Annotated in this window: 33 protein-coding genes; 4 read left to right on the top strand and 29 right to left on the bottom strand. The window is 26.7% G+C overall.

Going from position 1 to position 26164, the window contains the following annotated elements:
* Nucleotides 1–1334: 1334 nt before the first annotated feature.
* The 5 genes from rpsR to F1B92_RS06150 form a co-directional block, all read right to left on the bottom strand.
* The gene (gene rpsR, locus F1B92_RS06170) at nucleotides 1335–1595 is read right to left on the bottom strand and encodes a 30S ribosomal protein S18 (protein WP_154570992.1); all 261 of its coding nucleotides are present in this window, start codon (nucleotides 1593–1595) and stop codon (nucleotides 1335–1337) included.
* 20 nt (nucleotides 1596–1615) lie between these two features.
* On the bottom strand, nucleotides 1616–2152 hold the full coding sequence (locus F1B92_RS06165) for a single-stranded DNA-binding protein (protein ID WP_154570991.1): 537 nt from the start codon (nucleotides 2150–2152) through the stop codon (nucleotides 1616–1618).
* A 13-nt stretch (nucleotides 2153–2165) separates the two neighbouring features.
* Nucleotides 2166–2588 (bottom strand): 30S ribosomal protein S6, encoded by a 423-nt coding sequence (rpsF, locus tag F1B92_RS06160; protein ID WP_154570990.1) that lies wholly within the window; start codon nucleotides 2586–2588, stop codon nucleotides 2166–2168.
* A gap of 91 nt (nucleotides 2589–2679) precedes the next feature.
* Nucleotides 2680–3678 (bottom strand): hypothetical protein, encoded by a 999-nt coding sequence (locus tag F1B92_RS06155; RefSeq protein WP_154570989.1) that lies wholly within the window; start codon nucleotides 3676–3678, stop codon nucleotides 2680–2682.
* Entirely contained in the window at nucleotides 3671–5599 is a 1929-nt protein-coding gene (locus tag F1B92_RS06150) for an RNB domain-containing ribonuclease (protein ID WP_154570988.1), read from the bottom strand. The genes F1B92_RS06155 and F1B92_RS06150 overlap by 8 nt, the downstream gene beginning before the upstream one ends.
* Before the next feature lie 85 nt (nucleotides 5600–5684).
* On the opposite strand from F1B92_RS06150, the gene ilvC reads away from it, so the two are divergent.
* From ilvC to ruvX, 4 genes are all read left to right on the top strand, one after another.
* Complete coding sequence (ilvC, locus tag F1B92_RS06145) at nucleotides 5685–6704, top strand: ketol-acid reductoisomerase (RefSeq protein WP_154570987.1); 1020 nt, start codon at nucleotides 5685–5687, stop codon at nucleotides 6702–6704.
* A 93-nt stretch (nucleotides 6705–6797) separates the two neighbouring features.
* Complete coding sequence (locus F1B92_RS06140) at nucleotides 6798–7688, top strand: divergent polysaccharide deacetylase family protein (protein ID WP_154570986.1); 891 nt, start codon at nucleotides 6798–6800, stop codon at nucleotides 7686–7688.
* Entirely contained in the window at nucleotides 7675–8448 is a 774-nt protein-coding gene (locus F1B92_RS06135) for a DNA-processing protein DprA (protein WP_154570985.1), read from the top strand. The genes F1B92_RS06140 and F1B92_RS06135 overlap by 14 nt, the downstream gene beginning before the upstream one ends.
* The gene (gene ruvX, locus F1B92_RS06130) at nucleotides 8442–8837 is read left to right on the top strand and encodes a Holliday junction resolvase RuvX (RefSeq protein WP_154570984.1); all 396 of its coding nucleotides are present in this window, start codon (nucleotides 8442–8444) and stop codon (nucleotides 8835–8837) included. The genes F1B92_RS06135 and ruvX overlap by 7 nt, the downstream gene beginning before the upstream one ends.
* A gap of 530 nt (nucleotides 8838–9367) precedes the next feature.
* Here the strand turns inward: ruvX and F1B92_RS06125 are convergent.
* The 24 genes from F1B92_RS06125 to F1B92_RS06015 form a co-directional block, all read right to left on the bottom strand.
* Complete coding sequence (locus tag F1B92_RS06125) at nucleotides 9368–10009, bottom strand: HAD family hydrolase (RefSeq protein WP_154570983.1); 642 nt, start codon at nucleotides 10007–10009, stop codon at nucleotides 9368–9370.
* Between the two features lie 169 nt (nucleotides 10010–10178).
* Nucleotides 10179–10310 carry a hypothetical protein gene (locus tag F1B92_RS09375; protein ID WP_268233927.1) on the bottom strand — a complete coding sequence of 44 codons (132 nt, stop codon included), beginning with the start codon at nucleotides 10308–10310 and terminating at the stop codon, nucleotides 10179–10181.
* Nucleotides 10311–10532: 222 nt separating this feature from the next.
* On the bottom strand, nucleotides 10533–10709 hold the full coding sequence (locus F1B92_RS09530) for a patatin-like phospholipase family protein (RefSeq protein ID WP_407643637.1): 177 nt from the start codon (nucleotides 10707–10709) through the stop codon (nucleotides 10533–10535).
* 30 nt (nucleotides 10710–10739) lie between these two features.
* A complete protein-coding gene (locus F1B92_RS06115) occupies nucleotides 10740–12842 on the bottom strand; it encodes a hypothetical protein (protein ID WP_154570982.1) in 2103 nt (700 codons plus the stop codon).
* Nucleotides 12839–13354 carry a LolA family protein gene (locus F1B92_RS06110; protein ID WP_154570981.1) on the bottom strand — a complete coding sequence of 172 codons (516 nt, stop codon included), beginning with the start codon at nucleotides 13352–13354 and terminating at the stop codon, nucleotides 12839–12841. Before F1B92_RS06110 ends, F1B92_RS06115 begins: the two co-directional genes overlap by 4 nt.
* Nucleotides 13351–13749 (bottom strand): acyl-CoA thioesterase, encoded by a 399-nt coding sequence (locus F1B92_RS06105; RefSeq protein WP_326833114.1) that lies wholly within the window; start codon nucleotides 13747–13749, stop codon nucleotides 13351–13353. The genes F1B92_RS06110 and F1B92_RS06105 overlap by 4 nt, the downstream gene beginning before the upstream one ends.
* Nucleotides 13733–14611, bottom strand: a complete 879-nt coding sequence (locus F1B92_RS06100; RefSeq protein WP_154570979.1) for an LpxL/LpxP family acyltransferase — start codon at nucleotides 14609–14611, stop codon at nucleotides 13733–13735. The genes F1B92_RS06105 and F1B92_RS06100 overlap by 17 nt, the downstream gene beginning before the upstream one ends.
* On the bottom strand, nucleotides 14598–15296 hold the full coding sequence (locus F1B92_RS06095) for a glycosyltransferase family 2 protein (protein ID WP_154570978.1): 699 nt from the start codon (nucleotides 15294–15296) through the stop codon (nucleotides 14598–14600). Before F1B92_RS06095 ends, F1B92_RS06100 begins: the two co-directional genes overlap by 14 nt.
* Nucleotides 15289–16815, bottom strand: coding sequence for an AMP-binding protein (locus tag F1B92_RS06090; RefSeq protein WP_154570977.1), 1527 nt, complete (start codon nucleotides 16813–16815; stop codon nucleotides 15289–15291). The genes F1B92_RS06095 and F1B92_RS06090 overlap by 8 nt, the downstream gene beginning before the upstream one ends.
* Nucleotides 16808–17335, bottom strand: coding sequence for a COG4648 family protein (locus F1B92_RS06085; protein ID WP_154570976.1), 528 nt, complete (start codon nucleotides 17333–17335; stop codon nucleotides 16808–16810). Before F1B92_RS06085 ends, F1B92_RS06090 begins: the two co-directional genes overlap by 8 nt.
* Complete coding sequence (locus F1B92_RS06080; RefSeq protein ID WP_154570975.1) at nucleotides 17307–17549, bottom strand: acyl carrier protein; 243 nt, start codon at nucleotides 17547–17549, stop codon at nucleotides 17307–17309. The genes F1B92_RS06085 and F1B92_RS06080 overlap by 29 nt, the downstream gene beginning before the upstream one ends.
* Complete coding sequence (locus F1B92_RS06075; RefSeq protein WP_154570974.1) at nucleotides 17549–17800, bottom strand: phosphopantetheine-binding protein; 252 nt, start codon at nucleotides 17798–17800, stop codon at nucleotides 17549–17551. The genes F1B92_RS06080 and F1B92_RS06075 overlap by 1 nt, the downstream gene beginning before the upstream one ends.
* Nucleotides 17797–18549 (bottom strand): lysophospholipid acyltransferase family protein, encoded by a 753-nt coding sequence (locus F1B92_RS06070; protein ID WP_229770954.1) that lies wholly within the window; start codon nucleotides 18547–18549, stop codon nucleotides 17797–17799. Before F1B92_RS06070 ends, F1B92_RS06075 begins: the two co-directional genes overlap by 4 nt.
* Entirely contained in the window at nucleotides 18534–19127 is a 594-nt protein-coding gene (locus F1B92_RS06065; protein WP_195836300.1) for a beta-ketoacyl synthase chain length factor, read from the bottom strand. Before F1B92_RS06065 ends, F1B92_RS06070 begins: the two co-directional genes overlap by 16 nt.
* Nucleotides 19127–19543 carry an excinuclease ABC subunit A gene (locus tag F1B92_RS06060; protein ID WP_154570972.1) on the bottom strand — a complete coding sequence of 139 codons (417 nt, stop codon included), beginning with the start codon at nucleotides 19541–19543 and terminating at the stop codon, nucleotides 19127–19129. The genes F1B92_RS06065 and F1B92_RS06060 overlap by 1 nt, the downstream gene beginning before the upstream one ends.
* Before the next feature lie 165 nt (nucleotides 19544–19708).
* Nucleotides 19709–20011: a hypothetical protein gene (locus F1B92_RS06055; protein ID WP_154570971.1), complete on the bottom strand. Its 303-nt coding sequence runs from the start codon at nucleotides 20009–20011 to the stop codon at nucleotides 19709–19711.
* Nucleotides 20008–20463, bottom strand: coding sequence for an excinuclease ATPase subunit (locus F1B92_RS06050; RefSeq protein WP_154570970.1), 456 nt, complete (start codon nucleotides 20461–20463; stop codon nucleotides 20008–20010). Before F1B92_RS06050 ends, F1B92_RS06055 begins: the two co-directional genes overlap by 4 nt.
* Before the next feature lie 14 nt (nucleotides 20464–20477).
* Complete coding sequence (locus F1B92_RS06045; protein ID WP_154570969.1) at nucleotides 20478–21716, bottom strand: beta-ketoacyl-ACP synthase; 1239 nt, start codon at nucleotides 21714–21716, stop codon at nucleotides 20478–20480.
* Nucleotides 21717–21725: 9 nt separating this feature from the next.
* Nucleotides 21726–22424 (bottom strand): 3-oxoacyl-ACP reductase FabG, encoded by a 699-nt coding sequence (gene fabG, locus F1B92_RS06040; RefSeq protein WP_154570968.1) that lies wholly within the window; start codon nucleotides 22422–22424, stop codon nucleotides 21726–21728.
* Nucleotides 22417–22851: an ApeP family dehydratase gene (locus tag F1B92_RS06035; RefSeq protein ID WP_154570967.1), complete on the bottom strand. Its 435-nt coding sequence runs from the start codon at nucleotides 22849–22851 to the stop codon at nucleotides 22417–22419. The genes fabG and F1B92_RS06035 overlap by 8 nt, the downstream gene beginning before the upstream one ends.
* Nucleotides 22844–23989 (bottom strand): beta-ketoacyl synthase N-terminal-like domain-containing protein, encoded by a 1146-nt coding sequence (locus F1B92_RS06030; RefSeq protein WP_154570966.1) that lies wholly within the window; start codon nucleotides 23987–23989, stop codon nucleotides 22844–22846. The genes F1B92_RS06035 and F1B92_RS06030 overlap by 8 nt, the downstream gene beginning before the upstream one ends.
* Nucleotides 23986–24345 (bottom strand): hypothetical protein, encoded by a 360-nt coding sequence (locus F1B92_RS06025; RefSeq protein ID WP_154570965.1) that lies wholly within the window; start codon nucleotides 24343–24345, stop codon nucleotides 23986–23988. The genes F1B92_RS06030 and F1B92_RS06025 overlap by 4 nt, the downstream gene beginning before the upstream one ends.
* A gap of 6 nt (nucleotides 24346–24351) precedes the next feature.
* Entirely contained in the window at nucleotides 24352–25551 is a 1200-nt protein-coding gene (locus F1B92_RS06020; protein WP_154570964.1) for an NAD(P)/FAD-dependent oxidoreductase, read from the bottom strand.
* A 71-nt stretch (nucleotides 25552–25622) separates the two neighbouring features.
* Nucleotides 25623–26102 (bottom strand): 4'-phosphopantetheinyl transferase family protein, encoded by a 480-nt coding sequence (locus tag F1B92_RS06015; RefSeq protein ID WP_154570963.1) that lies wholly within the window; start codon nucleotides 26100–26102, stop codon nucleotides 25623–25625.
* Between the last annotated feature and the right edge of the window lie 62 nt (nucleotides 26103–26164).

Genomic DNA, 26164 nt, shown 5'->3' with positions numbered 1-26164 from the left:
TATCAAGATTAAAGCCATAAAAATAACTCATAAATTTATAAATATGAAGCATATAGTAAATTAATAGCATAAATATCACAGTCTAAATCAAGCCAGCCTTTAAATTTATTCTCACATTTCAATCATTTGAGTATAAAGGTATATTATAAACTCTATTATCTAAAATAAATATTATCATTAAATTTTATGAGACTTTTAAACATAATAAATTTTAGCTATTTTATTACATTTTGAATTTTGAATTAAGTATAATTGATAAATTTATAGCGATTTAAAAAATTAGCTTTATAGCTATTAAGATAATTTTTAATTATTATATGATTTAACTCTTTTTTTTTAATATTGTTTTTCATCCTTTTAAATTTACACTTTTTAAATGCAATTCAAAATACGTTCTAATGCCACTAAATTTAAAAAATCTTTATTTGGTAAGGCTTTTAAATAAAAAACTCTATTAATCTAATCTATTATAATTAACTATAAAATTTATCCATCAAATATGCTTATTATAAATATCTTGCTATCTCTTAAATTTACCTTCTTAAATCGAAGTTTTTAGTTTTGTGATGGTAGTTTTAAAATAGCTTCTATCTAAAAATAGAAAAATACTTGCTTATGATGTTATGATTAATCTATTTATAGAATTGGTATTAAAAATAGAGTAGTTTTTAAACACTTAAAGTGCAATTTTTATGAGTATTATTGTATTATAATGTGGTTGGGATATATTGTTATTAAAGAATTTATTCTTATAATATTTTACTTCAACATACCCTTTAATTTCATAATTAACCAAAACACTATAAATTTTCTAACTTATCTGAATATTTTGTACTATGTTTAATCTGTCAAATTCTATCAAGTTAGAAAATAATTCTAATTTTTAGGTGTTGCAAGCATAAACTAACTATCTCTTTAAAACTTTTTTAATATGCCTTATTTCTTACGCCTTATTTTAATTTAAAATAGCCCTAATACATTTGATTAATAAATTTAGAAAATTTTCACTTATTATGAAATTATAATTTATTTTGCTATTTTTCAATCATTTAAATTTTAGCTTTTTTTTCTAAAACAAAAACATATTAAATATCTTGTGAATTTAATTTTTAAATCTAAAATGGATAATTCTAACCTTGTAATCATATTTTAAAGCTATTTTTTTAGTGTTTAACTGTAGTTGAGTTAAATTCTATTAAAAAGTCAATAAAAAGAAATTCATTTATGCTTTTATGAAATAATCTTTATCAAAATGTCAAATTTAATATAAGTAAATAAATTAAATTATGAATTTTAAAAAGAATTTTAGGGAAAATTTTCCCTAAAAAATAAGATTATAAATTTTCAAATGGATTTGCAACTACATTTTTTGTATCAACTACATAAGGTATTAAAGCTACATGTCTAGCTCTTTTAATAGCTTTTTCTACCATCTCTTGATATCTCTTTGAAGTTCCAGTTAAGCGTCTTGGCATAATTTTAAAACGCTCTGACAAACAATACTTTAAAAGCCCAGTATCTTTATAATCTATAAACTCAATTTTTGCCTCTGTATATCTGCAATATTTTCTTGCATATTTTCTTTTATCTGCCATACTTTTTCCTTTATTTTATATTAAAAAGGTAACTCTTCATTACCATCGCTTCCCATATCGGCATCAACATCAATCTCTTTTATATCATCTTGATAATTGTTATAGCTATTATTGTTTTGCCTTGAAAAGCTTTTATTTTGTTGATTTTGTTGGTAGTTATTTTGTTGATAATTGTTTGAATTAAAATCGCCTCTATTTTGCTGTTCATATGGTCTTGAATTTTGCTTTTGTTCATTAGAACCTAGCATTTCCATAGTATCTACATTAACAATATGTTTACTTCTATTAAGACCATTTTGATCTTGCCAAGTTTGAAAAGCAAGGCGTCCTTCAATCAAAATTTTACTACCTTTTCTAAGGTATTGATTGGCTACTTCAGCAGTTCTGCCCCAAAATACTATATCTATAAAACACGTCTCTTCCTTTTGACTTCCATCATTGCTTTTGTATTTTCTAGTTACTGCTAAACCGCAATTCCCAATCGCTGATCCGCTATTTATGTATCTTAACTCAATATCTCTTGTTAAATTGCCAACCAATATCACTTTATTAAACATTTTTTATCCTTAATTATGCTTCTATGTTGCTATCCTCATTGCTATCTTTTGTTTCATTTGATTGTATATTAGCACGCGGTTTTCTCTCTTTTTTTGATATGCCAAATTTCATACCTTTGCTTAATTTTTCCCACGCTAAAATCTCTTTTTTATTTTCATATTTAACTGTTAAAAATCTAATTATGTCTTCATTATATCTTATATTTCTAACAAGTTCAGAAATTAGTGCTGTTGGCGCTATGAAATATACTACAAAATAAACACCTCTTTCATATTTTTTTATACTATAGGCTAATTTTCTAGTTCCCATTTCTATAACAGAAGCGACTTCACCGCCATTTTTTGTAATAATTTCTTTTACGAAATCAACTCGTTTTTTTACTTCTTCATCAGTTAAAGTAGGTTTAACTATGAATAGCACCTCATAATGTTTCATATCTTCTCCTTATGGTTTTATAGCTTATTTAATAAGCAAGGAATTTGCAAATTAATGCAGTTTGTGAGTATATCAAATTTAGACTTAAATTTTACTTTTGTGCTAAAAGTTTTTGAAGTTTTATTAAAGCACTTAGCATAAAATATGTCTTATTTAAATCTTTTTTTGTTTTTAAATCATAATCTAGCTCATTTAAAAAAATAAAAATTTCTCTAAATTTTATAGTATTAAATTTTAAAGCATCATTTTTTAAATTTGCTTGAATCTGAGGTGGCGGTATGTATCCTAAAATCTCTTTTATATCTAGTTTTCCATTTATTTTTATATATGAATGAATTTGAAAAATTCTAAAAAATGAGGCATAAAGATAGCCTAAAAGCTCATTTTCATTATATGATCCGCTTTGAATATATATAAAAAACTCATTCCTGAAATCTTTTAAATTTATGATTTTATTAAAAATTTCTTCAAAACTAATCTCACTTAATCCAAAAACATTCTCTTTAACGTTTTCTAAATTTAATTCCAAATTTAAGCTAGCAAATTTTTCAAGTTCGCAAGATGAAAGACTTAAATTTTCATTATGAATTTTATATATTTCAAAAATAGCGTTTTGATTGATTTTTAAGCCTAAATTTAAAGCCTTCTTATTTAAAATTTGGATAGCTTCGTTTGGATTTGCAGGTTTAAAAAGTCTTACAAAATTTCCATCAAACACCTTTATAAAGTCATTTGAAATTTTAAAATCACGCCCCTCAAAAAGCTCATACAAAAAGAAATTATCGCTATTTTTTAAAAGTATGGATATAATCTCTTTTAACTCTTTTGTTTTTACGAGTTTATCTGTTTTTAAATGCACTATATTTTTTGATGAAAATAAAGATGGCTCTAAATAGCCCTTAATATTTTCAAAATCGTACTCATCATAATAAATTTTATAAATCTCATCTTTGCTTAACTCACCTGCACTCCAAATTTCTAAAATTTCACTAGCATAAATTTCATTTAAAAACTCATCATTTGAGCGTATTAACATAAAATTTGGTAGTTTATTTGCACTAATTAAAGCATCTAAATCTTTTTTATACATCCAACTTTTTAACCACCTTTCCAAAAATTTTTGCACTCGCTATATCAACATCATAAATTTGCACCAAAACAGGAGTTAAGATATCATTTGTATAGTTTAAAATAAAAATTCTAGCCCCCTTAAATTTATCATTAAGTTTTGCTGTTACTATATTTTCATTTTCATTGATATAACATCTAAAATTTTGCCCTATTTTATCTTTTGCCCATCTTGCAAATTTTCTATCCATAAAATCATATGAAACCTTATCTGCCTCTCTTTCAAGGATATTTAACTCATCACATAAATCTTGTATATTTAAAAGTAAATAGTTAAATAGCTTCTCATCGCTATTTAATTTTGCTTTTAAAAGTCTATGTAAAAGTAAATCACTATAACGCCTAATAGGGCTTGTAAAATGAGTATATGTATCAAATCCAAGTCCAAAATGACCTCTTGATTTTTCTTCATAAACGGCTCTTTTTTGTGCTTTTATGATAAGTTTATCAACCTCTTGTCTAATGCCCATTTTATCGGCTAAATTTTGGATATTTGATACATAATTAACTAAATTTTTATCAAATTTAACATCTATATTTAAAGCTAAAAGATCATCTTTTAAATTTTGCATTTTTTTATCATCTGCAGTATCGTGATTTCTAAAAATTCCTCTATCAATACACTTTGCAGCAGCCTTATTTGCCAAAAGCATACACTCTTCAATCAAACTATGAGATGGACTTTGAGTCTCAAATCTAGTAGATGAAATTTTATTTTTATCATCTAACGTTAGCTTTAATTCAGAATTTTGAAAATCAAAACCATTTTTAAGCCTAAGTGATTTTAAATTTTGAGCTAATTTATCTAAATTTAAAAGCATTTTTAGCATATTTTTATCATTATATTTTTTTATTTTCAAAATTTCATCCACTTCATCATAATTAAATCTCTTTTTTGAATTTATAACCGCACTTAATAACTCCTCTTTGATAACATTATAATTTTTATCCAATGTGATCTTAAAACAAAATGCAAGGCGATCTAAATTTGGCTTTAGCGAACATATATTTTCACTTAAATTTCTTGGTAACATTGGCACGCTTTTATGTGGAAAATATATAGAAAATCCTCTAAATTTAGCCTCTTTATCGATAGCACAATACGGTTGCACATACTCACTAACATCAGCAATAGCTACATATAAAGTGTTTGATTTTTCATCAAAATATATTGCATCATCAAAATCTTTTGCATCAACTGGATCTATTGTGCAAAAATTAAAATTAGTTAAATCAACCCTGTTTTCATACATATTTTTATCTACAAAATTTCCAAAACTCAAAGCTTCTTGCTCGCAAATTTCGCTAAATTCATCGTTTTTATTATAAAGTGCTAAAGAAATTTTTTCATCCATAAAATCATCATTTATATTTCCTAAAACCTCTATAATCTCATCTGTTTTATTATCTATTTTAAGTAAAGTTCCATCAAGAAGTGATTTTAAAGATTTTTGTGTTGCTTTAAGATTTATAGCTAAGCCACTTTTTAAATTTACTCCCATAATCGTTTTACCGATTTTTTTTGTATAGACAACACTTGTAGCAAATGCTGGCTTTAGATTCATTAAAATTTTAGCTTTTAATCTAGTTTTTTTAGATTTTATAAGTTTTGCTAATACTATATCTCCTTGTTTTGCTGCTTTTATATCTCTATTTTCTACAATAACATCTCTTATAAATTTAGGATCAAAAACTTCTATAAAACCTACGCCTTTTAAATTTATATCTAATTTCCCACAAATAAAACCATCATTTAAATAGTAAATTTTTTTATATAAGCTAACAGCTTTCATCATTTCTAAATTTCTTAAAATCTCTTTTTGGCTTGATTTTAAGGTGCTTTGATGCACGCCTTGTAGTAAATTTTCTAAAAATTTTCTCAATACTTTACCTTTTAAATTTATAATTTCAGAACTTTTTAGGTTCGTTTTGTGTATAATAGCAGAAATTTTTTTAAAGGAATGTTATATGGCTATAAATGTTTATTATGACAAAGATTGCGATTTAAGTCTTATTAGAAGCAAAAAGGTCGCTATAATCGGCTTTGGAAGCCAAGGGCATGCACACGCCGAAAATTTAAGAGATAGTGGAGTAGAGGTTATAATAGGGCTTAGACCTGGAAAAAGCTGGGAAAAAGCGGTTGCAAAAAATTTTTTAGTTACTAGTGTGGCTGAAGCAACAGCTAAATGCGATTTGATTATGATTTTAGCCCCTGATGAGCTTCAAGCTGGAATTTATAAAAAAGATATCGAACCAAATTTAAGCGAAAGTAAGGCTATAGCTTTTGGACATGGTTTTAATATACATTATGGACAAATCGTGCCTCCAAAAGGCGTTGATTGCATTATGATAGCTCCAAAAGCTCCTGGTCATACAGTTAGAAATGAATTTCTAAAAGGTGGCGGGATACCCGATTTAATAGCAATTAGTCAAAATTCAAGCGGAAAAGCAAGAGAGTTAGCACTAAGTTATGCAAGTGCTATTGGTGGCGGAAGAAGCGGTATTATAGAAACAACTTTTAAAGATGAAACAGAAACAGATCTTTTTGGCGAACAAGCTGTTTTGTGTGGTGGGCTTTGTGCTTTAATAAATGCTGGTTTTGAGACGTTAGTTGAAGCTGGATATGAGCCTGAGATGGCTTATTTTGAGTGTTTGCACGAAATGAAATTAATCGTTGATTTGATTTATCAAGGCGGAATGGCTGATATGCGTTATTCTATCTCAAATACTGCAGAATATGGCGATTATGAAAGTGGTAAAAAAATTATAACTTCTGATACAAAAAAAGCTATGAAGCAAATTTTAAACGAAATTCAAGACGGTACTTTTGCTAAAAATTTCATACTTGAAAAACAAGCTGGCTATACAAAAATGAATGCTCAAAGAAATTTAGCAAATAACAGCCTCTTAAATAAAACTGGTCAAAAACTAAGAGCTATGATGCCTTGGATAAATGATGGAAAATTAATTAATAAAGACGAAAATTAATTGGCTAAAAAAAGACTAAAAAAAAGGGGGGCAAAAAGCCCCTATAAAGAAATTTTATTTTTAATTCTTATATGCTTTTTCTTGGGTTTTTTTATGTATTATGTTTTAGATTGTTGGTTTTTGTATAATCAACAAGAAGAAAAAACAATAAAAACACAAATCCACAAAAGTCAAGCACCAAAAAGTAAAAATATTATAAAAAATCTTGACATAAAAATGCAAACTACAAATCAAGATTATACTAAAATTTTACAACCAAAAAAGCAAAAACTAGAAATTCCGCCACAAAATAATGCTATAAAAACAGATTCCGTCCAACAAACAAAATCGAATAAGCCAAAATTGGTAATTATAATAGATGATGTTAGTTTAAAATCACACGTAGATGAGATTAAAAATATAAATTTAAAATTAACTCCATCAATTTTTCCGCCCACAAAACACCATAAAAACACCCCTAAATTTGCTAAAGAATTTGAGTGTTTTATGATACATTTGCCATTAGAAGCTATAAATTTTAATTCTCCAGAAATAGGCACTTTAACAACAAAAAGCACAAAAGACGAAATAGAAAAAACGATTAAAAATATAAGAAAAAATTTTCCAAATGCTAAATTTATAAACAACCATACAGGAAGCAAATTTACATCAGATGAAAAATCAATGACAATGCTTTTTGAAGCACTTTTGAAACACGATTTTATATTTTTGGATTCCAAAACGATAAACACAAGCAAAGTTAAAAAAGTAGCTCAAAAATTTAATCAACCATACATTGTAAGAGATTTGTTTTTAGATCATGAAAACGATATAAAAGCTATCAAAAAAAAGCTAAAAAATAGTGTTGAAATGGCTAAAAAAAAGGGTTTTGCCATTGTTATAGGACACCCAAAATCAAACACTTTTAAAGCATTAAAAAATAGCGATGAAATTTTAAAAGATGTAGAAGTTGTATATATAAAGGATCTATATGAAAAGTATTAACATTAAAGAATTAAGCCCTCTTTTTAGACTAAAAAATCCTCCTAAAAAACTTTACTATAAGGGGAATTTAGAGCTTCTTAATATGAAAAAAGTAGCTATTGTGGGCTCAAGAAAAATGAGTATTTATACAAAATATTTAATTCAAAATTTAGCTAAATCTCTAAAAAATAGAGGTATTTGTGTGGTTAGTGGAGGTGCTATTGGATGCGATGCACAAGCCGGTATAAGTGCTTTTCCTAATACGATAGCTGTTTTTGGCAATGGATTGGAGGAAATTTATCCTAAAACAAATGAAAAATTGATCAAAAATATCTACGATAACGCCTTAGCCTTAAGCGAGTATGAACCAAATACAAAAGCTAGCGGATTTAGATTTTTAGAAAGAAATCGAATAGTTGTTGGACTTTGTGAGGCTTTAGTTGTAGCACAAGCTGATTTTAGGAGCGGATCTTTGCAGAGTGCAAGGATAGCAAATGAACTTAAAATTCCAATCTATGTATTTCCGCATCGCATAAACGAAAGCCTTGGAACAAATTTTTTATTATCTCAAAACAAGGCTACTCTAATAAACGATATAGAAGATTTTGCAAATAAATTTGGTCAAAATTTAACATCAACAAAAAGCGATGAATTAATAGAATTTATAAAACAAAATCCAAATTTTGATGAAGTTTATGCTAAATTTGGAGATTTAATTTATGAATACGAGTTAAATGATAGAGTAGAAATTTTAGGCACAAAGGTTATTTTAAAATGCTAGCTTCTTTAGATATTGGACTTAAAAGAATAGGATTAGCACTTGGCTATAAAAATGGCGTTGTAGTGCCGATAAATGCAGTGCTTCGTAAAAATAGAAATCAAGCAGCAAGAGATGTGATGATGATTTTAAATGAGTATAAAGTAAAAAAAATAGTAGTTGGAATTCCTATTGATGGAAGCTCTGAGGAAGAGATGATTAGACGTATTAAGCATTTTGTAGGGCTTTTAAATTTTGATGGCGAGATTTTTTATGAAGATGAAAGCTTCTCTAGCATAGAAGCAAGCGAATTTGGTATTGCAAACCATCGCCAAAAAGATGGTAAATTAGATAGCTTAGCTGCAATGATAATTTTACAAAGATTTTTAAGTAGAAATTTAGATAATTTATAAAGTTGTATAAATTTATCTCATTTATATAGTATTTTTTTAAAAAATATATTAATTTAACACCATTAATATGCATCAAAAAACTCACAAATAACTTTAGTTGCTCTTTTGATTATTATATTTACCCTAACTCGTAAATTTAAACATTTATATAATACCATTAAATAACAACATTTTTACAAAACAATAAATTTAGCTACCACTCCACCAATTTAATCAAATTTTATAATATTTATATATTTTTACTACATCATCATTCAAATAATCATTAAATTTATTAAATTTTTTGATTATTCTAATTTCTCTTTTATCACACTAATAGAATATTATTTTATATTTGCAAATTTCAAGCTTTTTTCAGCACACTAATCATCCAAAACAAGCAAAATTTTGCTATCATAAATTTATACATAATATTTTACCAACCAAAGCATCTTATCTTAAAATTTAAATTTTAAATATAGTTTTTAAAATAGATATCATTATTTTTTATTAAAACATTTAAACGCTGCTGATTTTATACAAACATAAATTTAATACCCTAAATCCACTATATCCCATTTTTTATCTATAGCTATTTTTCTTAATTTCATATCGGGATTTACGCAAGTTACAAAATCTGCATATTCGCACATTGAAATATCATTGATAGAATCTGTATAAAAGGCTATTTTTTCTGGATTTAGAGAGTTGTTTTTTAGATACAACTCTAAATTTAACACTTTGCCCTCTCTAAAACTTAAAGGCTTTTTTGCATTTGGAGTATAAAATCCATCTTTTTGTTCTAATTCTACACCGATAAAATCATTAGCTTTTAATAAATTTGATATCGGCTTTACGATATATTCTGGAGTGGCTGATATGATTAAATTTCTATCAAATTTAGCTAACCATTCTCTAGTTTTTCTATGTATAATTGGCTCTATTTTATCTTTTAAAAAAATTGGAATTAAATCATTAATCTGCTCAACACTCAGGCTTTTTAAAGAAGTGATTGAAAATTTCAAATACTCATCCATATCAAGCTCGCCCTTTTCATATAAAATGCCCATTTGTTTATTTTCATCTATAAATTTTTGTCCTAAAATTTTACGCTCTAATAAAAACTCATGCCACAAATCATAACTATCACCTAAAATCAAAGTCTTATCCAAATCAAAAACGCCTAAAATCATACCCCCTCCTTTTTATTTTTCTAAATTTTGTATCATATCTTTTGAGATGCTATTATATCCAAGATCAAACATTTCATCAAAATTTTTAAAGCTAAAAAGCCCATATTTTGATAGTTTTGGCTCATTTATGTAGAGATTGCGTCTATTTTTTGTGATAAGCTCCTTGAGTTTAAACTAAAAAATACGCTCTTTTAAAACAAGATATTAAATTTTTACTATGAAATGGTAAAATTAGATGTAAATCCACTCCAACAATTAGTAATTTATGGTTAAAAAGCGGTGTAATTGGTAAATTATCCATAAATCCACCATCAACAAGTTGCAATTTTTCATACTCGATAGACTCAAAAACAGGAAATAAAGCACAAGAACTGTCTTAACCGCATCTCTGCTACTAAAATAGTGCAAATTTCTAAGCCTCAATCAATCTTGCAACATAAGTTTTAATATTTAAATTCTCAAGCCTATCGCTTTTTACAAAGTATTTTATGAAGTTGTTTTTTCATCAATCCTAACAAAGCTTTTAATTTATTATTTGGTCTAAAATTTCTTTTGATCTAGTGCCTCTGGAGTAACAAACTACTATAAAAGCACATATACTGCTACTAGAAATAGCATCTATTTCAACTCCAAGATCGTCTAATTTTTCTAAAATTTCAAGATGAAAAATTCCTCTTGCTACTCCGCCTGCTAATGCTATTTTTATATTTTTCCTTTTAAGACAGATAAATCAATGGCTTTTTATAGATAAAATCGAGCTTAAAATCATAAGTATAAATAAATTTAAACTAACACCTAGCCCAAAACTAAAAACTGCCGTTGTAGAGCTAAAAATGAGAGTAAAAAATGATAAAATAGAGGTAAAACTAGCAGCCATTATGCCAAAAATTCTCTCATCTTTATCTAAATTTTCATTTATCGCAAAAAGCATATAATCAATCCCTGCCGCACTTGCTAAAATAAATCCAAATAAAACAAATATATCTAAATTTAGCCCTAAAATCACAAAAACAATCACCGATAAAATAGAAGATAACAAAATCAAACTCACTATTTTTAGAGATAATTTAAAATTTAAAAAAACTCCAAGTGCAATAAAAGCCACAATCAATCCTGCAAATTTTATAAAAATAGCTTGAATTTTGATGGAATTTAAATTTTTATTAATATCAAAAATAAAATTCACATAAACTGCATTGTATTTTTGCAAAATTTCATCAAAATCTCTATTTTTTACAAAACTACTAGCTTTTATTATCTCTTTATCGCTCACAAAAAAATTTCTAATATCCATACCTAAAATTTTCAAGCTATTATTTAAATCCATAGTTTTAAAATCATAAATTTCTTTAAATTTACTATCTATTTCATCTTTTTGAAATCCTAAATTTTCATAAATTTTAATTATATTTGGATTTAAAGAGTGCTTTTTAAAATAATCTTTAATGTCATTTTGAGTTTTTATATCATTTATAAAATTTGTTATAAAAAATGGATTTTGAATTAATTTTTTTTCTTTTAATTCTAAAACAAGGGTGTTTGATAAAAATTTATCTACCAATAAAAAATCACTTTTTAAATCAAGCTCTTTACTAAAAATATACGAATCTTGCTCTAAATTTTGAGGTAATTTTATATAATTTTTTATATTATCATTTAAATTTACATTTAAAAAACTTATAAAAATAAGTAAAATTAATGCATAAATCAATAAAACTTTTATCTTGATTTTAGAGATAACTTTTATATAAAAATGAAATATTTTATTAAAAATATAGCTTTTTTTAAATTTTGCATTTCTTAAAATATCTGGAAAAATAAAATATGTAAATATGGATGAAAAAAATAGAGATGCAACAGAAATAAATGCAATTTCATGCAAAAATTTCATAGGTGATAAGAAAAATAGTAAATATCCGCTACTTGTTATCAAAAACGCTACAAAAAATATCTTATAGAAATTTAAAATTTTCTCTTTTTTATAATTTTTTTCTAAATTTGCACTCAAAAAATGCATAGCATAATCCACAATTAATCCTATAAGACTCGTAGATATAACAAGAGATAAAAAACTAACCTCATCAAAAATCAAAAGAGTCAATCCAAGTCCGCATATTAAAGAAAAGATCACTATTAATAAAATATAAAAAATTCTAAAATCCCCAAAAGCAAAAATCATAAACAAAAATGTCAAGCCTAAAGATAAAAGCCCTAATTTTAGGCTTTCATTTCGTGCTGTATCTTTTGCATAAAGATTATAAATTTGAGATGAATTTATATGAGTGTTTTTAAATTTTTTTATATCTTTATATAGATTGATTAATTTTTCTTCATCATAATCTTGATTTAATTTATAATTTAAAAGATAAAAATTTTGAGTTTTTAAAAAACCTGTCTCTATATCAAATTTAGTATTAGCCATCTTAGGTAAAGAAATCATAGAAAAAAAATCATCATTTATACTAAAATTTCTATTTATATCAAAAAGACTTTTTGCACTATTTTGAAAAAAATCAATACCTTTTGGCTCATCAATCCTTCTCTTATCAAAAAGCACTAATTTCAAATCATCAATTTTTTTCACACTATTTTTATCAAAAAGATCTGATTGTTTTATTAAAATATCAATTTTTTTTGCATCATCTCTATCTTTTACCAAAACACTAAAATCAAATTTGCTTGCCTCTTGCTGACTTTTTATGGCTAGTTTTGAAATGCTATTTATATTTAAATCCAACAAAGAAAAGATATCAGCATTAAATTTATGAAAATTTACAAAAATAGCACTGCCAAAAAATATAAAAATCGATAAAAAAAATATATACTTTTTCATTTTATATTAAAAAATTCATATATAGTTTTATCACCGTTAATCTCTTCTAAAACTATTTTTTCAACATACTTTTTACCATTAATGCGAATTTGGCTAAAAATTTTTGATAAAATTCCTTTTGGCAAAAGCAAAATTTCCCAATCATCTTTAAAAGAGATTTTATAATCAAAATTGGTCTTTAAATTTTCAAAATTCATAGTAAAAATGTTTAAAAATATATCGCCGTTAAAATTAGAATTAATTTTTTCAAATTTACCATTTCTAAGCTCAAAAACTCCATTCTTATCTACTCTTACAGATACCTGAAAAGGCTTTGTTAAATTTTGTTCAAAAGTTTCATCATAAATAGCAAATTTGCCATAAGCCACTATTGGATTTTTAAATGATTTTAAAATTTTTGTTTGATTAAACTCGCCGTGAATTTCTGAGAAATTTAATATTTTTTTAATCTTTTCTTCATCGCCTGCAAGACACATAAAGCTACAAAATAAAAAAATAATAACTTTTTTCATAACTCTCCTTTTATTAAATTTTGTAAAGTTTTTGGTGCAATAGTGCAAGTTTGCATATTTTTCATATCCACGCAAGCTTGATATGTTGTGGCTTTGCAAATTTTTTGACCAGACTTTGTAATTAAATATGAAAATTTTAAAAAACTTTCAATCTCTAAAAGCGTGATTAAAATTTCAAATTCATCCTTAAAAAACAGGGGCTGTATAAATTTAAAATCCATTTTTACTACAGGATAAGAAAAGCCCTCATCTCGCATTTTTTCATAATCATAACCAAGTTCGCTTAAAAATTTACACCTTGCACTTTCTAAAAATTTCACATAATTTCCATGCCAAACTACATTTAAGCTATCAACATCATAAAATTCTACCCTAAATTTATAAACTCTTCTCATCATCGCCCCAAAAATCAAAAAAATTAAACCACATAGTTGGATTTTCTCTAACTCTATCTTCTAATAAACTTATATATTTTAAAGCACATTTTTCAATGCTTTTCTTATCTAAAAAATCACAAATTTCATCCATCATAATCTCATATTTATTTTTATTTTTTACACACCAAAGTGCATTTATAGGACATTTTAAAAGATATGCTAGATAAAAAGACCCAAGAGGAAAGTCTGCATTTTGATTTAAAAATTTAGCGTTTATCATTTTATTTGATTTTAGAGGAATTCTATCACCCATTATGCAAAGATGGCCTCCATTATCTAAAAAATTCCTAAGTTCTATCATTCTTGCAACATCAAGTTCATCAACTTCAAAGATTTTAATCTTTTGCGAGCTTATTTTATTGATTAAATTATTAAAATTCATCATATTTTTATTATAGACTAAAATCGCTAATTTAACCTTATGTTTTGTCCTGCTTAAAGCTCTTGCGATCTCTATATTTCCATAATGGCTTGCTAAAATAATAGTTCCAGTTTTTGCATTGACTAAATTTTTTAAAATCAAATCTTTATCTTTTAATACCAAGTCTTTAAATTGAATTTTTCCTATCCAAACTGCCATTTTATCTATAATACTAATAGAAAAATTGTAAAAATTTAAAAAAGTATTTCTATTTTTAGAGTTTAAATTTTTATAAAATTTATCTATATTTTTTCGTTCATTTTTTGAAAAAATATAATAAAAAAAGCTTGCCATCAAAACGATAAATTTCAAGATAAAATTCGGTGTAAATTTAACTAAAAAAAGAGTTGTTTTTAGTAGAAATTTACTCCCTTTTTCTTTTTGATTATACCAACTCATTTTTTATCTTCTTATATATAAATTTAGGTAAAGAAAAAAAGCATCTTGCATGCATTTTGCTTATTAAAAAATTATCTCTTAACATCTTAAAATGCGATATAGAATCGTAATTTATATCAACCTCAATCCACTTAAATTTATATCCCATTTTATAGTAATTTATCAAAATTTCAATATCAAACTCCATTCTATTTGATTTTGTTTTTAAAATCACTTTATTATTTATCGGATAAATTCTCATACCTATCATAAAATCTTCAAAGTGCCCACCAAGAGTATTGATATATCCCCAAAAATTTGTAATTTTTCGTCCATAAATTCTTGATTTTGGAGCTGTTTTGTCATATTTTCCATACCCGCAAATTATTGATTTTTTATCATTTTTGTAAATTTCTAAAAATTTATCTATTTTATTTAAATCGTGTTGCATATCTGCATCTATTTGAAAAGCGTGAGTAAAACCATTTTTTAAAGCATACTCAAAACCAGTTTTTAAAGCCCTGCCCTTGCCTTCATTTTGACTATGAGTTAATATATCTATCCCAAGAGCTTCTAAAACATCTTTATCGCTACTTCCATCATCGATTAAAATTATATGAATTTGATATGATTTTAATCTATCAACCAAAATTTTAATCTTTTGAGGATGATTATAATACGGCACTAAAAAGCAAATTTTATCCAAATCTCATCCTTCCACTAGCATATATCTTCTCATCATCAAAAATTTCAAAATTTACTAAATTTTCACCATCTTTTAATGATAAAAATACTTTTTGCATAGGTCTTAAAATAGCTGTAAATTTAATATTTTCTATACTTTTTATCTTTAAAATATCAATTTTTTTCATCCTCAAAGCTTCATAAACAAAACCAAGCTCAATAAAACCAGGTGTGATAGGAAAAGTGTTGAAATGTCCTTCATAAAAAAATAGATCTTCGCTAGTAAAAATTTCAAATAAGCCATCTTGTTCAATCTCTTTTAATTCAGGTTTTTTTACCTTATTATACTCATTTAAAAAATCTTTTTTTGTAAATTTTCCATTTGAATTTAAGGCTATTTTTGAGGTTATTTTAAAATATCTAATATTAGTTTTAAATTTATCTTTTGTGTATGATTTAAGCTCATTTGAGACTCTTTTTTTGCCACCTTTTAGATAAGCAATCTTGCCCTTATCGCTAAGTGAAATTAAGGCTGAAATTCTGTTATTTCCTTCCAATAACTCGCACTTTGCATCATTTACAAAATCGTGGGTTTTAAGTAAATTTTCAGCTCCATCTAAACTAAAACGCATATCATTTAGCTTAACAATTCTATCATACCTACCAAGAAGAGTTATTTTATCTCCATCTAAATTTGCCATATCACTACTTAAAAAATTATCGCACCATGGTGAATTTATCAACAATCTATCATCTTGAGAAATTTTTAAATCCACGCCCTTAAAAGCATAAAATTGATTGTCTAAATTCCTAGCTATTACGCCAGTTTCTGTACTTCCATAAATTTCTATAACATTCATATTAAATATAGTTTTTAAATTTAACATAACACTATCTTTCAATTTCGAGCCAGCAGTAATTGAGCAAATTAAATCTTTTAAATTCTTCAACTCTGATTTTTGAGATAAGATGTTTAATACAGTTGGAGAAGTTATAAAAACTCCATTTGAAAAGTCTATATCTTGCATAATCTCTGGATAATTTAATAAAAAAGAGTGGATTTTACCGCCGCTAATTAGTGGTAAAAATACTTTAAAAGTAAGACCAAACATGTTTAAATGACTCACGCTTGAGAAAAATGTAGGATTTTTTAAATTTAGAAATTCTTGTAAACAAACAGCTTCTAAAAGCATTTGCTTAATACTCTTTTTAATCAACTTTGGCTCGCCACTGCTTCCAGAAGTTTTTAAATAAAACTCATAATTTTCATTGAAATTTAGGCTATTTTGACCACAAGAAGCCTTCATTGTTTTTAAATTTTTATCATCTACAACAAAAGAGATGTTATTATTTAAATAACTCTTAACATTTGCATGCATACAACCAAAAAAACAAACAAAAAAATTATAAATATTATCTAAATTTAAAGATAGCTCTTTTATATTATTTATATTTAAAAACTCGCTAAATTCTAGTGCTTGCTTTTCAAAATCACTGTAATTTTTCTCTTCTTGTATGAAAAATATATTTTTATTAATCAATTTTTATAAACACCTTTCTATATAAAATCTCTCCAAAAAATAGAATAAAAACCAAAACATAGCTTATAAAGCCGCAATAAATCGCCCAAAATTTTTCATTCACAAAAAATAACAAAAAACTAAATAATCCATTTATTATAAAAAATAAACACCAAATTTTAGTTAAATTTCTTGTATAAATAACGCCTTTTTGTGGTAAATTTGGCTCTTTGATTTTGGCAAATTTGGTAATTATGCTTTCATTTTTTAAGCTTATAAAAAAAACTAAAAACATAGCTAAATTCATAAGCACAGGATAAAAAAATGCAAACTTTCTAAAAAAAGCTATAAAGATAAAAAATAAAGATACTAAAAAATAGCAATATTTTTTATCAAAATACGCTTTTAAGCCCCAAAATAAAGCTAGAAAAAATGCAATCTCTAATAAAAATTCACTCTTAAAAACAATTCCAAAAGGGTATAAAACACTAAAAATACTTAAAAGTATTTGATTAACTAACCTTAGATGAAACCGCTTCAACTATATCTCCAAGTGTTTTTACATTTTTAAAATCATTTGGCTCTAGTCTATAACCAGTTTTTTTCTTAATACTATCGATTAAATCAATCGCATCAATACTATCAATATCTAAATCTTCATAAATTTTTGCTTCAAGTGTAATATTTGACTCTTCTAACTCAAAAAGTTCAACTAAATTTGTTTTTAAAATTTCAAAAATTTCATTTTTATTCATTATTTTGTCCTATTTTTTTCTATAAATTCGCTTAATGTTTTAACATTTTGAAAAATTTCTTTTAAATTAGAATTTTTAGAATCCAATTGTATGCCATAAACTTTTGATATACTAAGTCCAAGTTCTAGTGCATCAACACTATCAAGCCCTAAACCATCATTAAACAAAGGCTCATTTTCATCTATATCAGACGGACTCATATCCTCTAAATTTAAACTCTTTATAATAAAATTTTTAACTTCTTCAATCATCTTATCTCCTTTTTATAAAATTTATTTATCTCTTCATTTAATTTTCTAGTTCTTATGGTATCGATCTTATCGCTTTCAAATTTAGATAGCTCAATTTTATCTTTGATGCTAAATTTATATACAATTTTCTCTTTAGGGGTTTCATACCATTTTTGATCTTTTCTTAAACTCAATGGATTCATTTCAAGAGTTACCAAAATCAAATTCTTAGCACCTCTTACAGCTATATAAAACGCACCTTTTTGCATATAAATTTCATCTTTTGTTCTGCTTCCTTCTGGAAAAACCACTAAATTTTCTCCATTTTTTAAAACATCTATACATTTATTTAGAAAGTTGCTATCGTTTGAGTTAGTGATATATCCGCTAGATTTTATCGCTGGATATAGAAATATATTTTTCCTCAAACCACTCTTTACAACACAATTTACACCCTTTATATTTGATAAGAAAAATACAACATCAAGCAAAGATGGGTGATTGCAAATAATCATAGATGAAGATGTTTTGATACCTTTTAAAATCTCTTTATTTGATTTTTGATATCCTAAAATTTCAGTAAAAAACAGAAAAAGCCTCCAAGAGTGCCTAACTAAAAATCTACTAAAATTTTGAACTTTGTTAAATTTATAAAGCCTTAAAAGCAAAATAGGAATAAAAATTAAATTTCCAATCATACATATAAAACCAAATACAAAAAACAAAAAACCAACTAAAAAAATTCTAAAAGCCATCATAAAAATTTCCATCTATAGCCAATCTCTCTTCCACTCCAAGAAAAATCTTTGCCAAAATTTTCTCTAAAATTCTCCAAATTTACTAAATTAGATATAATTTTTTCTTGCGATATTTCTAAAGATATGGAATTTCCACTTTTTATAATAAAACTAGAACTATAAAACTCATCACTAAATGGAACTTCTTCATAGCAAATCACGCAAATTTCATTAAATTCTAAAAGTTTAGAATAAGCACAAATCACCGCATCTTCTACTAAATTTTCAGAGCTGATTGCAAAAAGTGGCGAATGAATTTCATGTTTTATAAAAAATGTTGCTAAAGCTGAGTTTAAAACAGATAATGAAAACGAAGTCGGAGAAACACTATTTGTCAAACTAAGCCCACTAAGTAAATTTAAACATCTATGAAATTCTCCATAATTTGATGCAAATACACAAGGCATATTAAATTTAACACTGTTTTTAATAAGTGTATAAATACATTTTGATGGAATGCTTAGACGCCTCTTTTGAAGCGGATTTAAACCATTAAGATTAAAACCGCTTTTAAAATCGCAAAAATTTAAATCTAAAATTTCAAATTTCATTACTTTGCAATATCTCCACGTAAAGTAACTCCAGCCATCAAAGCTCCAGCACCGCATTGAAATTCTGTCTTGCTATTAAAATGCTGTTTTTTATAATATCCTGTTAAATTTACAACCTTTGTACCGCCTTCTTGAATTGCTCTATTTTGAAAAGTTTTTAAAGCTGAAAGTAATGCCCAAATGCAAGCTTCTTCATCTGTTTTATTAAAAGAATTTGTTTTTTTATTTGATTGAAGCCCTGCTTTTATGATATTTGCTTTTGTTCCGCTACCAAAACTAAGTTTTATTTTTGGATCTAAAACCTCTTTTGCTTTAGGAGAATTTAAAGCTTTATCTAACGAAATATGTAAAATATCATCCTTTGCATTCAATCCGCTAAAAGCCATTAAAATAGCTAAAACTAAAAATTTTTTCATCTCTATCCTTTCAAATAAAATTTCCTTTTAAATCTACTGCAATTACAATTTTTCCAACTGCACACTGAAATTTATCTTTACTATCAAAAATTTGTCTTTTAAAAAAGCCTTGTAAATTTACAACTTTTGATTTCCCTCTAGCTATAGCCTCATTTTGAAAATCTCTTAAAGTCGATATAAAAACATATTGGCAAACTTCTTTGTAAGAATCTTTTTTTGCTTGTTTTTTATCATATTTTTAAAAAAATGAGTACTTCTTTGTGTTAAAACAGCGGCTTCTCTCTCATCTAAATCGTACTTTTGTGAAAATTCTAACCCTATTTCATCTACCAACATCTTCTTTGCAAAATTAGATTTCAGTGCTTCATCTATATCATGATAAAAAATCAAATCTTTTGCATAAGACGTCAAAGACCCAAAAACCATTAAAATAGCTAAAACTAAATTTTTTTTCATTATATCCTTCATTTAAAATTTCCTTTTAAAATAACTCTTGTTATCATATTTCCTATTATGCATTGAAATTCATCTTTGCTATCAAATGTTTGATTTTGAAAAAATCCTTGCAAATTCACTACACTTTTTGCACCTCTAACCTTTGCTTCACTTTCAAATTCTCTGAGTGTGGTTATAAACACATACTGACACGATGTTTTATAGTCTTTATCTATTATCTTCAATCCTTTTGTTTTAGAATCAAATTTTTTTCTATATTTATTTGAACTTTTTGATAAAACTAACGGTTTTTCATCTATATCGTAAGTCTTTGAAAACTCAAAATTAACGCTATTATCTAGCATCTTCTTGGCAAATTCTGAGTTTAGTGCTTCGTTTATATTGTGATTAAAAAATCTATCTTTTGCGTTTAAAGCACTAAAACCAAAAGCCATTAAAATAGCTAAAACTAAAAATTTTTTCATCTCTATCCTTTCAATTAAAATCCATTAAATTTTTTAAAAATCAAGCTAGTATTTACCCCACCAAATGCAAAATTATTACTCATAACATAATTAGTTTTAATATTAGTTATCTCTCTTAAATAGTTTAGTTTTGCACAATTTTCATCTAAATTTACCAAATTTATAGTAGGAAAAAACATCTCATCTCTCATCATCTCTATACTAAAAATAGCCTCCAATCCACCACAAGCACCAAGAGTATGGCCTAAATAACTTTTTGTACTTGATATAGCGATATTCTCGCCAAAAAGCTCATTTGTAGCCTTTGTCTCTGCCATATCACCTAAAGTTGTAGCTGTAGCATGAGCATTGATATAGCCTATATCCTTAGGCTGTAAATTTGCTGATTTTAAGGCTAAAATCATAGCTTCTTTCATTGTTTTTGAATTTGGCTGAGTTATATGAGTGCCATCACTTGTACTTCCAAAACCAACTAACTCAGCAATTGGCGTAATACCTCTTTGTAAAACGCTCTTTTGGCTCTCTAGAATTAAATACCCTGCACCCTCACCCAAAACCAAACCATCTCTATTTTTATCAAAAGGCGATGGAGTTAAATTTGGAGTGTTATTTTTACAACTTGTTGCATATAGTGTGTCAAAAACATAAGCTTCACTTGGACATAACTCTTCTGCCCCACCAGCTATCATCATATCTATAAGTCCGTATCTTATGGCCTCAAATGAGTATCCAATTGCATGGCTTGCTGAAGTGCAAGCAGAAGAAGTTGGGATAATCCTACCTTTTAATCCATAAAAAAGAGATATATTTGCAGCTGTAGTGTGTGGCATCATTTTTATATACGTATTTGCATTGCAATCACTTTGACCATTCAATAAAAGTCTTGCCATAGAAGCAACAGCGTCTGTGCTACCTGTACTTGAACCGCTCGCAACACCCATCCTTCCATCTTTTATCTCTTTTTTTATGCCTTCTTTATCTACTAAATTTGCTAAATTTAAAGCCATACCGCTTGCATCTACGCTAAATTCACTCACCCTTCCCATACTTCTAGTTTGTTTTCTTGACCACTCTTTTGGATGAGAGTAGTTTAAAATCGGTGCTCCAAGACGAGTATTTAAATCCCTATATTGCTCCCAATCATTCATAAATATAACCGCATTTTTACCATTCTCAAAAGCTGTTTTATTCTCACTCCACGACTTTCCAAAAGCACTTATTAAGCCATAACCAGTTACAAAAACTCTATTCATAAATATCCCTCATATCATTCCGCCATTTACGCCAATAACTTGCTTTGTTATATAACTAGCCTCATCGCTCAATAAAAAATTTACAAGCCCACTCACTTCACTAGCTTCACCAAATCTTCGCATCGGAATCATCTTTTTAATCTCATCCAGAGGTAAATTTTCATCAATCATATCAGTTTTTATAAGTCCAGGTGCTATGACATTTACTGTTATATTTCTACTAGCAAGTTCTATCGCCAATGACTTAGAAGCTCCAATAAGCCCAGCTTTGCTAGCTGCATAATTACTTTGGCCACGATTTCCTAAGATTCCACTAACTGAGCTAATCACAATAATTCTTCCTTGCTTTGCTCTTGCCATCGGCATAATAAGAGGATTTAAAACATTATAAAAACTTCCTAAATTTGTATTTATAACCCCATTCCAATCATCAACACTAAGTGCTGCAAAAGTCGCATCATTGGCAATACCTGCATTTAAAATAACTCCATAAAACGGCTCGCTAAATTTATCCAACACCTCTTTTGCTTCTTCAAAATTTCCAACATCAAAAGTTATAAATTCGCTCTTTAACTCATCTGCTAAATTTAGTAAATTTAAACTCTTTGTCTTGCCATGCAAAATAACATCATATCCGTTTAATTTTAGTTTTTTGGCTATCTCACGCCCTATTCCACGACTTGATCCTGTGATTAAAACTTTACGCATTTTTTATCTCCGCTAATTTTTCTTTATTTGGATTAAAAACACTAATACTAGCTTTTGCAACTAAAATTTTATCCAAATAACATTTACAATCATACACTCCAAAACCACTCTCATCTTGGATTGAAAGTTTGGCATCAATTAAAATTTCATCGCCTATTTCCAAAAACGGTTTTAGAATTTCAAATTTCCTGCATCCAATCAAAAAAGCCACATCATTAGCACTTGTTTTGTCATTACAACTTTTATAAACTCCTAAACTTTGAGCCATAATCTCTATAAGCTGAAAAGATAAAAATTTGCCATCATTTATAAAAGGTGAATTTTTAATGACACTTTTAGTTATTATCGAAACATCATCTACAAAAACAACCTCATCAACTAAAACCATAACTCCGCTATGTGGGATTAAATTTTTTACATCATACATAACTTTTTCCTACTAAAATTCCAGCATTATCACCACCAAAAGCAAATGAAAGCGATATAGCATTATTTACTTTTAGCTTCTCAGGTAAAGATAGGAGATTAAATTTATCCAAACTTCCATCAATCTCATATCCATCATAAAATGGTAAAATTTCTTCATTTTCTAAAAATTTTATACAAATTCCAGTCTCAATCGCACCAGCAGCACCCAAAGTATGTCCAATAATGTGTTTTATGCCACTTGACTTTGTGTTTGAAAGAGTTTGATTTAAGACTGCTGCCTCCATCTCATCATTTATTAAAGTCCCTGTGGCGTGTAAATTTACATATTCAACTTTTTGATCTTCTAAAGCTTTTAGTAAATTTAAAACTATTTTTGTTTGAAAAAGCCCATCTTTTCTTGGTGTTGTGATATGAAAAGCATCGCAATTATTTTCAAATCCCTTTATTACAAAATCACTTATCTCATCGCAACTAAGTAACATAAAGCATCCTCCTTCGCCCAAATTTGTACCATTTCTATCTTTTCCAAATGGTTTAATCAAATCATCAGAAAGTATCGATAAACTTTTAAATCCAAAAAGAGTAAGAGTGTTTAAGCTATCAACTCCACCAACAATCACAGCTTTACAAATTCCGCTTTTTATTAAATTTACCCCTTCATTTATCGCTTTTAATCCAGATGTACAAGCAGTTGATATGCTATAAGCTACATTTTGTAAATTAAACATTTGTTTAATAAAAACAGCAGGATTGAAAAGTGCATTTTTATTTACACAAAATTTTGCTCTATCTAAATTTCCATTTTCTAACGTTTTAAAATTTTCTTCAACTCCACTTGTTGTCGTGCCTACAACTACGCCCACTCTATCTCTTCCAAATTTTTTAATAGCTTTTTGTATCTCGCTCTCTAACGACAAAACGACATTAAAAGCTATTTGATTTGTCCTTGTTTGTAACCAATCATTAAATTTAGATGGTATATTTTCTAAATTTTGAGTGATTTTTCCTACCATAAATTTTTGATTTAAATAACTAAATTTTTGTATATGTGTCTGGTTTAAACTTATACTTTTTAATAAAGCCTTTTCATCTCCAGCTGCCGATAAAATCGATGGTCTTGATATATAAATTTTCAAATTTCATTAACCTTGCAAAATAATTTTTTACCACTGTAAATATGGTATTTTTTATCTTCTTTTATCATTTTTAAAATTTCATAAAATAGCTCATCATATTTTGATGATGGCGGTAGAAATTTTGCATTTGTAAATTTAGAATTCATAAAATTTCTACTCACAATAGGAGTAAATAAAGAATCAAATAGCGAAAAATTTCTACCATTATTGCTTACTAAAAGTGTAAAATTTTGATTATCACATTCTAAAAAAAATCTTTTTTCTTCAAATTTTAATTCCAAATTTGGAAATTTCAAACCACAAGATGATAAGCAAAAAAATATGATAATAAAAAAAATAAACTTCAAAATACTCATAAATTCCTAACAATATCCACGCAAAGCGTGCAATGCTTCATTTGATTTTACAACAAATGGGTTGGTTTTATCCCATGCATAGCCCGCCAAAATAGAGCTAATTTTTCTCTTAACTTCATAATTTTGATTTTTGGTATAAATAATATCTTGAAAACTTCCATCATACCAGCCCTCAACATAACTCCTAAAGCAATCAACTCCAATCATAAGCTCATCTTCGTATTCTTTTTTAAAATCAACATTTTCATTTCTTAATTTTTTTGTAATGCATTTTGCTGCTAAACTAGCTGATTTAAAAGCAATGGTAACTCCACTACTAAAAACAGGATCCAAAAATTCACTTGCATTACCTAAAAGAATAAATCTATCTCCATAAAGTTTACTAACGTTTTTAGAATACTCTTTTATACTTTTTACATCTTGTTGCCATTTGGCGTTATTTAAAAGTCGTTTTAAAATAGGTGCATCATAAACGTGTTTTATCAAAGTCTGTCTATCATCTAAATTTAAATTTAAAAATTTATCCTCGCCAACAACTCCAATACTAGAAATTCCATCACTAAAAGGTATGAGCCAATACCAAATTTTTCTATTTTCTGGATGTGTTGTGATGAGAATTTTATTTCTATCATAAAGTGGCTCACTTATATTATCAAATATATGCGTAAAATACGCTTTTTTAGGGCTTAGATTGCTTTTAATTTCTAAATTTAGCAGAGTTGGCAAAAATCTTCCATATCCACTAGCATCAACTATAAATTTAGCTCTAATATCGCCACTTTTTGAGTATGCTATAACAAAATTTTCACTAAATTTAACATCATCTATCTTATAATCAAACTCAACATTTACACCTTGTTTAATAGCTTCATCAATCAAAAGTTTATCAAAATCAGCTCTTTTAACTTGAAATGTAGTACCAAATCCATCGCTAAATTTATCACAAAAATCAAAATAAGTATATTGATCTTTAAAGCTAAAAGCAGCTCCGTTTTTATATTGATAACTAGCATTTAAAACTGCATTTAAAAAACCAGCTTCTTCTAAAAATGTCATACAATGAGGAAGAAGGCTCTCACCTATAACAAAACGCGGAAATTTAGCCTTATCAACACACTTCACGCTGAAGCCATTTTTATGCAAAATCGCACTAACCAAAGAGCCACTAGGACCAGCACCTATTATTAAAATATCAACATCTATCATAACTTTTCTTTAAAATCCAAATTAAAGCCAAATTATACTAAAAACTGTTTAAATTAAACTAAATAATGATTTTAAAATACAACAGTAATTAAAAAATTAAATTTTTTGATATGAAATTTATAGATATCATTATCAAAATAACTAACTTTTTTAAAATCACTGAAATTTAAATTTTTATATTTCAAAATAGCTTCTTTAGTTGTAAAAATTTTATAAAAAGTTAAAATTTTATCATCGCAATCATAAAAAAAATTTTTCTCTTCTTGAGTAAAGCAAAACTCAACTATAGAGTTAAAATTTCTACTTTTTAACTCTTCCATATCTATACCAATTTTCTTTTTGGAAATGCCAATCACGCTAAATTTGCTCTTGTGGGATATAAAAATATCTCTTTTTTTAAGCTTAAATTTTAACCATCTAGAAGATAAAAAACTCGGATTTTTAATCAAATTTGGAGATTTTTTTACTCGCCTTTTATCTCTTCTATCTAAATTTTTAAAAGAAATTTTATCTGTTTTGTTTCCAAAATATAAATAAATTTGATTTTTCATTTTTTGATTATCACTATTTTGAACTTAAATTTCATTTAATTTTATAAAATTTTAGATAAAAT

Origin of the sequence: Campylobacter portucalensis (assembly GCF_009690845.1) — a bacterium.
Taxonomy (GTDB): Bacteria; Campylobacterota; Campylobacteria; order Campylobacterales; family Campylobacteraceae; genus Campylobacter_B; species Campylobacter_B portucalensis.
Note: the sequence above shows the minus strand (reverse complement) of the source record. Positions and strands in the feature narration are given on the sequence as shown.

Bases quoted from the DNA above. Each gene is read 5' to 3' on its own strand.
- F1B92_RS06020 (WP_154570964.1), bottom strand. From the start codon at position 25,551: ATGATAGATGTTGATATTTTAATAATAGGTGCTGGTCCTAGTGGCTCT.
- F1B92_RS06105 (WP_326833114.1), bottom strand. From the start codon at position 13,749: ATGAGAAGAGTTTATAAATTTAGGGTAGAATTTTATGATGTTGATAGC.
- F1B92_RS06110 (WP_154570981.1), bottom strand. From the start codon at position 13,354: ATGAAAAAAGTTATTATTTTTTTATTTTGTAGCTTTATGTGTCTTGCA.
- F1B92_RS06025 (WP_154570965.1), bottom strand. From the start codon at position 24,345: ATGAGTATTTTGAAGTTTATTTTTTTTATTATCATATTTTTTTGCTTA.
- ruvX (WP_154570984.1), top strand. From the start codon at position 8,442: ATGCTAGCTTCTTTAGATATTGGACTTAAAAGAATAGGATTAGCACTT.
- F1B92_RS06100 (WP_154570979.1), bottom strand. From the start codon at position 14,611: ATGAGTTGGTATAATCAAAAAGAAAAAGGGAGTAAATTTCTACTAAAA.
- F1B92_RS06075 (WP_154570974.1), bottom strand. From the start codon at position 17,800: ATGATTGAAGAAGTTAAAAATTTTATTATAAAGAGTTTAAATTTAGAG.
- F1B92_RS06165 (WP_154570991.1), bottom strand. From the start codon at position 2,152: ATGTTTAATAAAGTGATATTGGTTGGCAATTTAACAAGAGATATTGAG.
- F1B92_RS06045 (WP_154570969.1), bottom strand. From the start codon at position 21,716: ATGAATAGAGTTTTTGTAACTGGTTATGGCTTAATAAGTGCTTTTGGA.
- F1B92_RS06070 (WP_229770954.1), bottom strand. From the start codon at position 18,549: ATGGAAATTTTTATGATGGCTTTTAGAATTTTTTTAGTTGGTTTTTTG.
- F1B92_RS06140 (WP_154570986.1), top strand. From the start codon at position 6,798: ATGTATTATGTTTTAGATTGTTGGTTTTTGTATAATCAACAAGAAGAA.
- F1B92_RS06115 (WP_154570982.1), bottom strand. From the start codon at position 12,842: ATGAAAAAGTATATATTTTTTTTATCGATTTTTATATTTTTTGGCAGT.
- F1B92_RS06050 (WP_154570970.1), bottom strand. From the start codon at position 20,463: ATGAAAAAATTTTTAGTTTTAGCTATTTTAATGGCTTTTGGTTTTAGT.
- rpsR (WP_154570992.1), bottom strand. From the start codon at position 1,595: ATGGCAGATAAAAGAAAATATGCAAGAAAATATTGCAGATATACAGAG.
- F1B92_RS06155 (WP_154570989.1), bottom strand. From the start codon at position 3,678: ATGTATAAAAAAGATTTAGATGCTTTAATTAGTGCAAATAAACTACCA.
- F1B92_RS06060 (WP_154570972.1), bottom strand. From the start codon at position 19,543: ATGAAAAAATTTTTAGTTTTAGCTATTTTAATGGCTTTTAGCGGATTG.
- F1B92_RS06055 (WP_154570971.1), bottom strand. From the start codon at position 20,011: ATGAAGGATATAATGAAAAAAAATTTAGTTTTAGCTATTTTAATGGTT.
- ilvC (WP_154570987.1), top strand. From the start codon at position 5,685: ATGGCTATAAATGTTTATTATGACAAAGATTGCGATTTAAGTCTTATT.
- F1B92_RS06035 (WP_154570967.1), bottom strand. From the start codon at position 22,851: ATGTATGATGTAAAAAATTTAATCCCACATAGCGGAGTTATGGTTTTA.
- F1B92_RS06125 (WP_154570983.1), bottom strand. From the start codon at position 10,009: ATGATTTTAGGCGTTTTTGATTTGGATAAGACTTTGATTTTAGGTGAT.
- F1B92_RS06135 (WP_154570985.1), top strand. From the start codon at position 7,675: ATGAAAAGTATTAACATTAAAGAATTAAGCCCTCTTTTTAGACTAAAA.
- rpsF (WP_154570990.1), bottom strand. From the start codon at position 2,588: ATGAAACATTATGAGGTGCTATTCATAGTTAAACCTACTTTAACTGAT.
- F1B92_RS09375 (WP_268233927.1), bottom strand. From the start codon at position 10,310: ATGGATAATTTACCAATTACACCGCTTTTTAACCATAAATTACTAATT.
- F1B92_RS06080 (WP_154570975.1), bottom strand. From the start codon at position 17,549: ATGAATAAAAATGAAATTTTTGAAATTTTAAAAACAAATTTAGTTGAA.
- fabG (WP_154570968.1), bottom strand. From the start codon at position 22,424: ATGCGTAAAGTTTTAATCACAGGATCAAGTCGTGGAATAGGGCGTGAG.
- F1B92_RS06065 (WP_195836300.1), bottom strand. From the start codon at position 19,127: ATGAAATTTGAAATTTTAGATTTAAATTTTTGCGATTTTAAAAGCGGT.
- F1B92_RS06015 (WP_154570963.1), bottom strand. From the start codon at position 26,102: ATGAAAAATCAAATTTATTTATATTTTGGAAACAAAACAGATAAAATT.